The 12,242-nt window shown below is 51.0% G+C and carries 9 protein-coding genes; 7 read left to right on the top strand and 2 right to left on the bottom strand.

Annotation, left to right across the window (positions count from 1 at the left end; all coding sequences use genetic code 11):
- Positions 1 to 27: 27 nt before the first annotated feature.
- Positions 28 to 804: a TlyA family RNA methyltransferase gene (locus tag J4377_RS05815; RefSeq protein ID WP_253487363.1), complete on the top strand. Its 777-nt coding sequence runs from the start codon at positions 28 to 30 to the stop codon at positions 802 to 804.
- Between the two features lie 45 nt (positions 805 to 849).
- On the opposite strand, the gene mscK is transcribed toward J4377_RS05815, so the two are convergent.
- Positions 850 to 4,191, bottom strand: coding sequence for a mechanosensitive channel MscK (mscK, locus tag J4377_RS05810; protein WP_253487361.1), 3,342 nt, complete (start codon positions 4,189 to 4,191; stop codon positions 850 to 852).
- A gap of 177 nt (positions 4,192 to 4,368) precedes the next feature.
- Here mscK and J4377_RS05805 point away from each other — a divergent pair, with 177 nt between their 5' ends.
- From J4377_RS05805 to J4377_RS05790, 4 genes are all read left to right on the top strand, one after another.
- Entirely contained in the window at positions 4,369 to 5,388 is a 1,020-nt protein-coding gene (locus J4377_RS05805; protein WP_038482765.1) for a phospholipase A, read from the top strand.
- Positions 5,389 to 5,468: 80 nt separating this feature from the next.
- The gene (locus tag J4377_RS05800) at positions 5,469 to 5,801 is read left to right on the top strand and encodes a YqjD family protein (protein ID WP_030070257.1); all 333 of its coding nucleotides are present in this window, start codon (positions 5,469 to 5,471) and stop codon (positions 5,799 to 5,801) included.
- Complete coding sequence (locus tag J4377_RS05795) at positions 5,801 to 6,205, top strand: phage holin family protein (protein WP_095602296.1); 405 nt, start codon at positions 5,801 to 5,803, stop codon at positions 6,203 to 6,205. Before J4377_RS05800 ends, J4377_RS05795 begins: the two co-directional genes overlap by 1 nt.
- Positions 6,180 to 6,479: a YqjK family protein gene (locus tag J4377_RS05790; protein WP_038482757.1), complete on the top strand. Its 300-nt coding sequence runs from the start codon at positions 6,180 to 6,182 to the stop codon at positions 6,477 to 6,479. The genes J4377_RS05795 and J4377_RS05790 overlap by 26 nt, the downstream gene beginning before the upstream one ends.
- A 100-nt stretch (positions 6,480 to 6,579) precedes the next feature.
- Here the strand turns inward: J4377_RS05790 and J4377_RS05785 are convergent, their stop codons facing one another.
- Positions 6,580 to 7,764 carry an NAD(P)/FAD-dependent oxidoreductase gene (locus J4377_RS05785; protein WP_038482754.1) on the bottom strand — a complete coding sequence of 395 codons (1,185 nt, stop codon included), beginning with the start codon at positions 7,762 to 7,764 and terminating at the stop codon, positions 6,580 to 6,582.
- 193 nt (positions 7,765 to 7,957) lie between these two features.
- On the opposite strand from J4377_RS05785, the gene J4377_RS05780 reads away from it, so the two are divergent.
- Together J4377_RS05780 and J4377_RS05775 are read left to right on the top strand one after the other, a co-directional pair.
- Entirely contained in the window at positions 7,958 to 9,025 is a 1,068-nt protein-coding gene (locus J4377_RS05780) for an efflux RND transporter periplasmic adaptor subunit (protein WP_038482751.1), read from the top strand.
- Positions 9,025 to 12,165 (top strand): efflux RND transporter permease subunit, encoded by a 3,141-nt coding sequence (locus J4377_RS05775; protein WP_253487354.1) that lies wholly within the window; start codon positions 9,025 to 9,027, stop codon positions 12,163 to 12,165. The genes J4377_RS05780 and J4377_RS05775 overlap by 1 nt, the downstream gene beginning before the upstream one ends.
- Positions 12,166 to 12,242 lie beyond the last annotated feature (77 nt).

Below are 12,242 nucleotides of genomic sequence, written 5' to 3'. Positions count from 1 at the left end.
CGTTTAATAACCGCCATATTGACGACGATGACTCAACTAACACGATTAGACCAATTATTGGTCAGCCAAGGGCTGGCCAGTTCACGTACACGCTCGCAGCGATTAATTCGCAACGGTCGCGTGTTTCTTCAAGATGGCACGCCACTCGTAAAACCATCTGAAAAATGGCCGCTGGATACTCCGCTTCTTATTGATGAAGACCCGGAGGAGCGTTACGTTTCCCGGGCAGGATTAAAATTAGAGGGCGTTCTTAACGCTCTAAACATGCGCCTGGAAGGGTGCAACGTGTTAGACGTTGGCCAATCAACGGGAGGCTTTACCGATTGCTCACTTCAATTTGGCGCCCGACATGTTATCGGTGTTGAAGTCGGGCATACCCAGCTAGCCGAGTGCTTACGTGATGACCCGAGAGTCACGTGTCTTGAAGGCTTAAATGCTCGTCACATGGCATCATCGACAGTCCTTCAACACGCCGTGGCTAAACACCCTATCGATATAGCCGTGATGGACGTTTCGTTCATCTCGCAAACCCTGATTTTGCCTGAGATCGCCTCCCTTCTCTCCTCTGGAGGGCAACTACTCTCATTGGTAAAGCCACAGTTTGAGTTAGCACCAGGCTCACTGGATAAGCGTGGCATCGTGCGTAACGCTAGCCACTATGCAGACGTAGAACAAAAGATAAGTGATGCTTGTACAGAGTGCGGCTTAGTCATTAGTCACTGGCAGGAAAGCCCGATTACCGGTGGTGACGGTAATCGGGAGTTTTTACTGTTCGCCACCAAACATGGAGAACCAAGCGTTTAAAAACCAGTACTTAAACACAAGCCCCCCCCGATGCTAACCTAGTTATTAGCTTAGGTTAGCAGGAGGCAGTCGGTTAGCTGACTGCACTTTAACTGACTCGCCTCGGTCGCGGTGCAGCCACACGTCCATCTGCTCGAAGGCCACCTTAACGCCCGCTTCACGGAACAGCTCGTCGACCCGGCAGTTAACTTCGTCAGCCGCAAACAGGCGGTCAAGCAAATCGTTAACGAAAATGCGCAGCTCAAAATTCAGGCTGTGCGGCCCGTAGTTAAGGCAGAAAACCTGAGGTTCTGGGTCTTCTAACACTCGTTCATTTTCGTCGGCAGCCTGGCGCAGCAATTTATGCACTAAAGGCAGATCAGACCCATGAGCAACACCATAGGTCAGCACCACGCGGGTCACGTTATCCGAAAGTGACCAGTTAATGAGCTGGTCCGTCACAAACGTTTTATTCGGTATGATAATTTCTTTTCGGTCAAAGTCGGTCACGGTAGTCGCTCGGATGCGAATCCTGCTTACCGTGCCATGAAGATTACCCAGCGTGATAGTGTCACCAATCCGAATTGGTCGCTCAAACAGAATGATCAAGCCAGAAATAAAGTTGGCGAATATTTCCTGAAGACCAAAACCTAACCCCACACTCAGCGCCGCCACCAACCACTGCAATTTATTCCAGGAAACACCCAGAGTGGCCAACGCCATCACTACGCCAGTACCAACAATGGTATAAGAAAGCAGAGAACTAATGGCATAAGCACTACCCTGTTTTAATGACAAGCGTGAAAGCACCATTACTTCCAACAAGCCAGGCAAGTTACGCGCCATAATAAACGTGATGGCAATCACAAGTAGCGAGGTAAACACATCGGAAATCGATAGTGCGTCTCCAACCAAGTTACCCTCTTGTGCATCCCATATTGAAACTTGGTCTAAATAACTCAGTACCGCCAGCAGGTCTGCCCACACCAGATACAGCAGGGCGCTGAAGCCAATCAACAAAATCAACTTTGATAAGCGTAGCGACTGAGAGTTAATTTTCTCCATATCCAAAGGTGGCTCTTCAACGACCTCCGCCCCACCTTCTGCGCCCTCTTGTACTTGAGCACGACGTCTAGCGAGCGCTCGTCGGTAAGCTAGCCGCCGTGCTGCAACGGCTAAACTACGCACGACAGTGGCCTCAACGACGACCCACAAGCCCAACAGGTAAAGGGTGATTGCAAAGCGAGCAACCAGCCGCAACGCCGTATACTCATATCCCCACACCACAAGCCCAAGGAGTACTAGCGGCACTGAAGCCATCGCTAGACCTAACACCAACCGAAAGAGTCGTACACCGAAAAATGGCACATGGGCCAGGATTAATAGTGCCAACCACCAGCTCATTGCCACCAAGCCCGCGGCAAAAATCCCTATCGCTACTGGGCGCAACGCCAGCGGTGTTTCCATTTGTCCAGAGAGCGCGGCAATAACGACCACTGGCGCTAACGCTAGTCCGAAACCACCCAGCAGCTTACGCAACCGCGCTGTATAAGCAGGAGCCCAGGTGAAATGGCGCTCAGCAACCCCATCATGAACGAGGAGCCGACGGCCCCAGGCCACGACAACCCAACTAAGCGCCAGTTGCAGAAGCGCTGGCGAAACACTGCTTGCCAGTGCACCTTCAGCCTCACTTAGGCCTATGCCAATACCTGCCAATCCCAACGGCCCAGGCAACGCAAGAAGAGCATTTAGCAGCACCGCCTTGGTGGTATGCAACTGAGTATCACTTTTCAGTCGACCAATTTGTGAGTGAATGAGCGCAAGCTGTGCTTTAATTCGCCGGCGCAGCCCAACCAGAACCACGCCAAGCAAAATAAGCGGCGTGCCAATCAGCATTCTCCAAGAAAAACCTTTCCACTGAGAGGGCAAAACCGCCCGCCACTCGCCTTCTCGCCACTCCAGTTGAAGGCTGTGGGGAATTTGTCGTAACCAATTGAAATCTAGAGGACGACTATTAGCTACCCAGAATAGCTGTTCATCAATGGTCGCCCGTAAATCTCGCGTCGTCTCTAATAGCTGCTGTTGATTAAGTTTAAGCTCAATAGCGGCACTCAGCAGACTGCTGTAAGACTGTTCAAGCTGCTCTACCAATTCACGGCGTGACTGGTAAAGTCGCGTCAGTGAGTCCACCAACCCAGGCGTGACATCAACCCCAGCTTCCTGCAAACGCTGGGCTGCCAAGCGATCACTTTGACGCAATTGATCACGCTGCCGAATCAAATCAAACTGCTTGAGACGCAAATCGGCAATTTCATCTTGCAAATCACGCCTTGGCGCGACTAAAGGTAACGACTGGCGCTGTTCTCTAAGAATACGCGACAACAATTGGCTACCACGAATAGCATCAATTTGTTCGTTCAGGCTTCGCTGAAGTTGCCGCACATGATCCAACTGGCGCTGGGCCTCAATATTTTCACGTATAATGCCATTCGCTCTATCCGTCGTTCGCAACAGTTCAAGGCTCAGCGCTTGGTTCGTTTGCTGAGCATTGAGCACCACAGGGTGTCCTTCAGCGATCAGTGGATCATTCTTTGCTGCGTCGGCAATAGCCTGTTCGGATTGAAGCCGCCGCTGGCGATCAATGACGCCTTGCAATAAATTAAGCTGCTGCTCCTGCTGGTCTATTTGAAGCTCAATGAGTTCCCGGCGCTCCTGAGCCAACTCTCGCAGCCGACTGTTGGCGCTTAGTTCACGCTGATTCAGGTTTACTTCCTGTTCTGCAAGGGCTCGCTCAATGCGCCACTGAATTAATTGCGCATCGTGGCGTGCCGATAGCTGACGATCACCCAGCAAGGCTTCTCGCTCATCAGACTGGCGTCGTAAATTTTCAGCTCGCTGCAAAGCATCTGAAATTGCTTGCTGAGCACGCTCAGGCAGTGTTTGCGCGGCCAATAGCTGAGAGTTAGCTTCGGCTAATTGGCTTTGAAGCTGCTGGAGCTCTACCACCGCTTCTGCCTGCTGCATTTCCAGCTCATTCAGCGGCATATCACTAAGATTATCCACTGATAACTGTCGGCTTTGTTCTTCCGCCTCGTTTAGCTCACGCTCTAGGCGAAGCAATATGTCGGGCGCTTGGACAACCCGTTGCTCTAACGCCTCAATGCGCTCTTCAACCGCGCGAAGGCGTTCATAGCTTTGCAACGCAGCCGATAAAGCTTCCTTCACCTGACTTTGCTCGGTGGTTAGCTCGCTTTCCTGAGACTCAAGTTCCGCTAATCGCTCAGATAGCTGCTCCTCAGAAGGGACTTGATCAAGCAACGCAGCCTGAGCGTATACGGCACCAGGAATGGTTAACAATAGATAAATAAGGAAGAGCCATGGAAGTGCTTTCAGTGCATTTTTGACCACGTTAGATATGCCTCATCGACATGTATACTACTCCAATCAGGAAGATTGCCATTGTCAGGCGTTCTGGCTTCTTACGCAATCTAACGCGTTTGACGCACAGGGGGAGTTGACTTACGCGAGTGGCGTGTATAGAAGAGACTCTGATAACTGCCTTTTATTTATTTGCGAGCCATTTTGATGGTCATTCGAAAACTGCTGTTAACAAGTTTAATTGTTTTGCTAGGCACTGAAAGCGCCGTTGCAGAGACACGCGAGGAAATTGAAGCTCGTATCCGCGCGCTCAACACCGAACTTTATCAGTTGCGCCAACAGCTGCAACATGTTGAAGATCCGGCAGGAAACGAGCCCACAGTCCGTTCGCAGCTGCTTCCAGAAGAAATGGCGCTTGAGGATCTCAGTGAGCGACGCCAATTTGAGCATGAGTCAACTCGTAATCCGTTCGCCATTACGACTCACCGAACTAATTATCTTTTCCCGATTAGTTATAGCACCAACCAGAACGCTGAAAACTTTAGTAGCATTTCTGAAGACTCTTCACCTAACGACGTCGAAGTGAAATTTCAGTTTAGCGCCAAATTCAACCTTGCAGAGGATGTGTTTGGCGACATTGGCGATGTCTATTTCGCCTACACACAGCGAAGCTGGTGGCAAGCCTATAATACCGATGCTTCTTCCCCCTTCCGGGAAACTAACTACGAGCCTGAAATTTTTATTGATTTTGATAACGCCTGGAGCGCATTAGGCTGGGTAAATACGCGCAATCGTCTCTCCTTCATTCATCAGTCTAACGGCCGCTCGGATCCACTCTCACGCAGTTGGAACAGAGTTTATTTAGAAAGCACGTTCCAACGCGGTGACTGGGCACTTTCACTCGCTCCTCACTGGCGCGTACCTGAGTCCAAAGGCGACGATGACAACCCAGACATTGAACGCTTTGTCGGGTATGGCGATATCCGCCTGGCAAAACGACTCAATGGTAACCACGAGGTCGCGGGGCAACTGCGCGGCAACCCAAGTGCGGGTAACTATGGCACTCAAATAGACTACAGCTGGCCTGCTTTTAACAATGTGCGTGCCCATCTACAGTACTACTACGGCTACGGAGAGAGCATGATTGACTACAATAATCGTGTGCATCGTCTCAGCATAGGCTTTAGCTTAAATCCCCTGTTCAGTGCTACTGGGCTGAACCGTTAGCGCTCGAGGTTGTCTTATAGTTGACGGCTGCTATGCTGGAGTTGTCACTTATTCATATTCACTCGTCAAAGGATGACATCATGGCTAAACGTAATACTGATACCTCTGCTCGTGCTGACCAGTTGAAGGAAGATCTCCGCCACCTGAGTGAAACCGTAGAAGAGTTAATGAATGCCACGTCAAAAGATGCAAGTGGCGAGATGCGTGACCTTCGTGAGCGCGCAGAAAAACGACTGAAAGACACCCGAGCGCGCTTAGAAGCTCGCGGCGAGCGACTTTACGAAGACACTCGTGAAACGCTGTCTCAGCAAGTTGATTGCTGTGATCGTTACGTGCACGAAAACCCCTGGGCTAGTATTGGTATTGGTGCCGCAGCTGGCCTAGTGGTGGGTATGCTTCTCGGTCGTCGCTAATGGCTTTAGGGCCAACACAACGCGTCTTCTCTGCCGCCAAACGTCTGCTGAAATCATTAATTGCTAATGGTGAAACTCGGCTTCGTTTGGCGGTTTTAGAACTAGAAGAGGAGCGCGCTCGTTTATTGACCCTGCTTTTGTTAGCAGGGGCTAGCCTTTTGTTGCTGTTGTTAGGCGTCGCGACACTTACCGCGCTGGTAGTCGTACTGTTTTGGGACACTTATCGGCTTACTGCGATTGGCGTGAGTGCAGGCGTTCTTATTGCCTTAAGTTTTTTACTAGCGGTTATTGCTATTCGTCAAGCCAAGCAACATACGCTGTTAAAAGAAACACTTAAGCAACTCTCCGCTGACCGAGCCTTGTTGGAGGTAAATGAGGATGACTCAACCCAACACCGTCAATAAGCCTCCCAGCCGAGCAGAACGCAAAGCCGCCTTGTTAGCGGAGCTAGAGCAACAGCGTATCGATATATTGATTGATAGCGATACACTGACAAAGGCAGCCTCACCGCTAGACAAGAACTGGCGCAGCCTTAAAATACCTTTGTATGTGATTGGTGGCGTCGCTGCTTTGCGTATTTTACGCCATCCAGGTGGCGCAATGGCGGTTGGCAGAAAAGCATTGGCTAGCTACATGTTGATACGAAAACTGAAGTTGCTAGCGAAAGTGGCTAGTTAACAAGCTACAAATGATATTTTTTTGAGAACGTCGCTGGGCCGTTTTTATAAACGCTAATCTTGAATGCTCTACGTGTTTACGGCCCAGCTCTTTACACTCATCAGCACGCCTGCCCGCAAGCGACACCACTTGCCCAAGCCCACTGAAAGTTGTACCCCCCCAACTCCCCCGTCACATCTAGCACTTCACCGATAAGCCTAAGCTGCGGTAGGTCTTTCACTGCAAATGTTTTTGATGAAATCGCTTCCGTACTTACCCCGCCCATTGTTACCTCCGCTGTTCGCCACCCTTCTGTACCTGACGGTTTTAACTGCCACTGGTTTAGCCGCTGAGCCCAATGATCAAGCGCATCATTACTGTACTCTGCCAGAGGGCTGGTAAGATTGGCGTCTGGGTACCACTCTAGCAATGCTTGGGCAAAGCGCTTTGGAAAACGCTCTCCCAGCCAAGTGGACAGCTGACGCTTAGGGGTCGCATGACGTGCATGACGTAAAACGTCAGCAGCATGTTCACTGGGTAGTAAATTAATAGTGATAGTGTCACCAGGTTGCCAAACGCTGGAAATTTGCAGCATCGATGGGCCTGACAGGCCACGATGAGTAAATAGCATTGGCTCTTTAAAGCGCCTCCCATTGCAGCTAACCTCGCATGGCACACTGACCCCAGAAAGTGCTGCTGCGCGCTCTTTCCAACTATCGCTCAAGGTAAACGGCACCAAACCTGGACGGGTAGGCAGAACATCTAAGCCAAACTGACGGGCAATATCATAACCAAATCCTGTCGCCCCCATCGTGGGTATCGAAAGCCCCCCCGTAGCAATCACTACCGTACCCGCGTCGATGCTTCCCAACGACGTGGCTAAGCGCATGCTATCCCCCATTCGCTCCAGCCTAGAAATTGACGTGCTGAGCGACACCTCGACGCCGGCCCATTCACACTCGGTGAGTAAGACGCTAACAATGTCTTTAGCGGAGCTCGCACAAAAGAGCTGGCCTGGGGCTTTCTCCACATACTCAACGCCATGCCGCTCTATCAACGACACAAAATGCTCAGGACGGTAACGCTTTAGCGCAGAAATGCAAAAATACGGATTTTCCGAGTAAAAATTCTGAGGCGTAGTCGCAAGATTGGTAAAATTGCAGCGCCCTCCTCCAGACATCAATATTTTCTTGCCCGCTTTGTTGGCATGGTCCACCAACAGTACACGACGCCCCGCGTAACCCGCTTGAGCCGCACACATTAAACCAGCGGCTCCTGCACCAATGACGACGACGTCGTAGACCATAAAATTAGGCTCCCAGGATGAAAAAATGAGAGGCATTTTAACAGGTAAATAGCTCAAAATTACTGTACATTAAAAATATACCGTACAAATAACGTATATCTTTTTAACAGAATATCACTGTATACACTTCGCCCTCTAACACGGTGATCCCCTAAGTGGTATTACTAAGCATTTTGATAACACTGAGACGCTCATGCTTGTTTGTAAACGTATTTTGCTCTTCTGGTTGTTTACCCTGATATGGGCTAGTCCGTCGTTGGCACAGTCTCCCCCTCCGGTTATTGGGCACTACGCCGCTATAACAACTTGGTCTGATCCGCTTGAAGCGCTAGGGACACTGAGTGCAGATGAAAGCGTGACACTTTCCGCCACGGTGACCGATACGATTGCCGAGATTAACTTTGAAGATGGCGAACAGGTAGAGCGCGGAAGGCTATTAATTCGTTTAGAAGATGCTGAAGAACAGGCTCAGCTAAGGGCTGCGCAAGCCCTCAATGATGAACGTCGCAATGCGCTAGGTCGAGCCACCCAGTTGCAACAACGCAACCTCGCTCCGCGGGCTGATGTAGAAGATACCCAGGCGCGTTTACGCCAATCACAAGCTGACGCACAAGCGTTAGAGGCCAGGCTGTCAAATTATCGCTTACATGCCCCTTTTAGCGGGCGAGTTGGCTTTCGTAACGTCAGTATCGGTGCATTAGTAACGCCCGGCATGGAGCTTGTCACACTTGATAAGCTAGATGTCATGAAGCTCGACTTTACCGTACCTGAAGTATTTTTAGGGCGTTTGTCCAACGGTCTAAAGCTGAGTGCTACTACAGCGGCATTCCCAGACGAGCTCTTCAGCGGTGAGATCTCTAGCATTGGCACCCGCATAGACCCTATCACCCGCAGTGTTAACGTTCGCGCTGCCATGGTAAACCCTGGGCTGCGTCTGCGGCCTGGGATGTTAATGGAGGTCGTAGTTCAGCAACGAGTCCGCGATACGCTTGTGCTTCCTGAAGCAGCGATCGAACCCAGTGGCAACCGCCACTTTGTGATGCTGATCAACCAGCAGGACGACACCTCTCGATTAGAACGGCGAGAAGTCATTATTGGCGAACGACGAAGCGGTGAAGTAGAGGTGCTGGAGGGTATCAGTGCAGGTGACCTAATCGTGATTCACGGATTACAGCTCGCTCGAGATGGCCAGCAAGTCAGGTTGCTAGGTATCGCTGATGAAGAGACGGATATTCGCACGCTACTGGAGGCTGATCGCTAATGCGCTTATCCGACATTTCAGTTCAGCGGCCAGTGCTGGCGATGGTGATTGCCACACTGATTATCGCGTTTGGTTTACTGGCACTCAACCGGCTGCCCCTGCAAGAATACCCAACGGTTGATCCACCTATCGTTAGTATTGATACCCGCTACCCTGGCGCATCTGCAAGCGTTGTAGAGACACGCATTACCCAAGTGCTCGAAGACCGTATCGCCGGCGTGGAAGGCATTGAGTTAATTACCTCGCAAAGCGAGGATGGTCGTTCACGAATTGAAATCGAGTTCGCCATCAGCATGGATATCAATGCTGCCGCCAACGATATCCGCGATCGTATTTCAGGAGCACTGCGCAACCTTCCAGATGATGCAGATAATCCTGAGGTCACTAAAGCCGACAGTAGTGAGACTATTGTCGTGTGGCTCAGTCTCTCTGGTGCGGATTACTCCATTACCGAACTGACCGATTATGCCAATCGCTTTCTGGTGGACAGCCTTTCGGTACAACCCGGCGTGGCAAGGGTGCGCGTGGGTGGTGGACGTGATTACGCGATGCGAGTTTGGCTGGACCGCAATGCACTCGCAGCACGGGGGCTCACTGTCGGCGATGTTGAGGATGCTTTGCGTGCTGAAAATGTTGAGTTGCCAGCGGGCTCAATTGAATCCGAAGATCGCCAATTTATTGTTCGTTTGCCGCGCAGTTTCGCGACCGCTGATGATTTTAAACAGATTGCTTTAATCGAAGGCAGTAACGGTTATCTAGTACGCCTGGCCGATGTAGCGCGTGTCGAGATAGGCTCGGTAGAGGACCGATCTGTGTTTCGTGCCAATGGCGTCCCGATGGTGGGACTAGGCATGATCATGCAATCAACGGCCAACGTAGTGGAGCTATCGGAAGCCGTTCGACAAGAACTTGACCGGCTTCAAGGCACCTTGCCGGAGGGGATGTCACTCAGCCTTAACTATGATGCATCAGTATTTGTTTCAGGCGCTATCGAACAAGTAGTGATGACGCTGTTTATCGCCATGGGGCTAGTCGTCGTGGTGATGTTTATGTTCTTAGGTAATCTGCGCACTACACTAGTGCCTGCAGTGACGGTGCCGATTGCTGTCATTGGGGCATTTACCGCCCTAGCCGCCATGAACTTTTCGATTAATCTACTCACGCTATTGGCGCTGGTGCTGGCGATTGGGCTGATTGTTGATGACGCGATTGTAGTGCTTGAAAATATCAATCGACGTATGCACGACTACGGAGAAACACCACTGGTCGCAGCATTTCGAGGCACACGGCAAATCGCTTTTGCGGTGATTGCTACCACGCTGGTGCTAGTGGCAGTCTTCGTTCCCCTCAGCATGCTGCAGGGGGATATTGGTCGGCTATTTTCAGAGTTCGCACTTACCATGGCGGCGGCGGTTGTTGTCTCAACTCTACTAGCCCTTACCCTCACCCCGATGATGGCTTCTAAGATCCTCAAGCCAGGTATGCATGATAGCCGACTTAGCCAAGCCGTTCAGTGGCTGCTAACGGGCACCCAACGTCGTTACCAGCGTGCATTAGAAATCGTACTCACATTAAAGTGGCTGGTCGTTGCCCTGTTTTTCTTGTTGATAGCCGCTACCGCTTGGCTGGCAACCGAGCTGCCCAATGAATACACTCCGCAAGAAGATCGTGGCAATTTCATTATCCTTGTCAACGGCCCTGAAGGCGCAACGTTTGACTATATGATGGACTATATGGATGAGATAGAGGCCAGATTAACGCCTTTTGTAGAAAATGGTGAGCTTGAACGAATTGTGGTTCGCGCACCACGCGGCTTTGGTAATATCGAAAATTTCAACAGCGGTTTTATTATCGTCAACATGGCTGACTGGGGAAGCCGTCGTAGCGTTTGGGAAATCATGGCCGAGATTCGTCAGCAGCTACGAACACTTCCAGGTGTTCAGGCCTTTCCAGTGATGAGACAAGGTTTTGGACAGCGCACTCAAAAGCCTGTGCAGTTCGTACTTGGGGGCGGCACTTACGAGGATTTAGCGCGTTGGCGGGATAGGTTGATTACTCATGTTCGTGAAAACAACCCACGTATTACCGCTATTGAAAGTAATTATGATGAGACACAGCCCCAGTTACGCGTGGATATCAATTATGAACGCGCTGCAGCGTTGGGCGTCACGGTTTCAGAGATAGGCCGGACGCTGGAAGTGCTACTCGGTGGGCGCAACGTCACTCGTTATGTGGATGATGGGGAAGAGTACGATGTCATCCTTGAAGGTGACCGCAGCGGTCAAAACAGCCCTGCTGCGCTAAACAATATTCAAGTGCGCTCAGTACGCTCAGGAGAGCTGATTCCTCTAGCCAGCCTGGTAACGCTCTCTGACTTCGCGGGTGCTAGCACGTTGAACCGCTTTGATCGCGTTCGCGCCATTACGATTGAAGCCAATCTAGCCGATGGTTATTCCCTTGGTGAAGCATTGGAATATTTGCAACAAGCCTCTGACAATATATTGCCGGAAGAGGTACAAACGAACCTTGCTGGGCCTTCTCGCGATTTTCAACAGGCCAGTGGCGCTACCATGTTCTTATTAGTGCTCGGTGCCGTGGTGGTTTACTTAGTACTTGCGGCCCAGTTTGAAAGCTTAATTCACCCATTTGTTATCATGCTGACCGTCCCGCTAGCCATGATCGGCGCCCTGCTTGCCTTGCTGCTTAGCGGGCAGTCACTCAATATCTATAGCCAAGTAGGCTTAGTACTACTTATTGGCCTTGCCGCTAAAAACGGCATTCTGATTGTTGAGTTTGCCAACCAGCTACGCGATGAGGGCCAGGCGTTTCGCTCTGCCTTAATTGAAGCATCGGTAACACGCTTACGGCCAATTCTAATGACAGCAGTCACTACGATGGCAGGTGCGATACCGCTGATACTATCAAGCGGCCCGGGTGCGGAATCACGGCTGGTTATTGGCACTGTCATTATGGCGGGGGTTGGCTCTGCGACCATATTTACGCTGTTTGTCGTCCCGGTAGCCTACGACCTGCTTGCGCGTTACTCAGGCTCGCCTGGGGCAGTTAAACGCCAATTAGAAGAAGAGATAGCCAGCGCTCCTATCGCTCATCATACGCCGCTTAATACCCCCGAGCGCTAACATAGGCCATTGCGAAAGGTCATATAGCGGCCTTCGCACTAAGCAAAAGGCGCCACACAGGCGCCTTTTGTTTTAGG

The sequence above is a fragment of the Halomonas sp. XH26 genome (assembly GCF_024138895.1).
Lineage (GTDB): Bacteria > Pseudomonadota > Gammaproteobacteria > Pseudomonadales > Halomonadaceae > Vreelandella > Vreelandella alkaliphila.
The sequence above is the reverse complement of the archived record's forward strand: the minus strand, read 5'-3'. Positions and strand labels throughout refer to the sequence as shown.

What these genes read in the sequence shown, in the direction of transcription:
- J4377_RS05815 (WP_253487363.1), top strand. Translation starts at nt 28, where the DNA reads ATGACTCAACTAACACGATTAGACCAATTATTGGTCAGCCAAGGGCTG.
- J4377_RS05805 (WP_038482765.1), top strand. Translation starts at nt 4,369, where the DNA reads ATGGTCATTCGAAAACTGCTGTTAACAAGTTTAATTGTTTTGCTAGGC.
- J4377_RS05800 (WP_030070257.1), top strand. Translation starts at nt 5,469, where the DNA reads ATGGCTAAACGTAATACTGATACCTCTGCTCGTGCTGACCAGTTGAAG.
- J4377_RS05795 (WP_095602296.1), top strand. Translation starts at nt 5,801, where the DNA reads ATGGCTTTAGGGCCAACACAACGCGTCTTCTCTGCCGCCAAACGTCTG.
- J4377_RS05790 (WP_038482757.1), top strand. Translation starts at nt 6,180, where the DNA reads ATGACTCAACCCAACACCGTCAATAAGCCTCCCAGCCGAGCAGAACGC.
- J4377_RS05785 (WP_038482754.1), bottom strand. Translation starts at nt 7,764, where the DNA reads ATGGTCTACGACGTCGTCGTCATTGGTGCAGGAGCCGCTGGTTTAATG.
- J4377_RS05780 (WP_038482751.1), top strand. Translation starts at nt 7,958, where the DNA reads ATGCTTGTTTGTAAACGTATTTTGCTCTTCTGGTTGTTTACCCTGATA.
- J4377_RS05775 (WP_253487354.1), top strand. Translation starts at nt 9,025, where the DNA reads ATGCGCTTATCCGACATTTCAGTTCAGCGGCCAGTGCTGGCGATGGTG.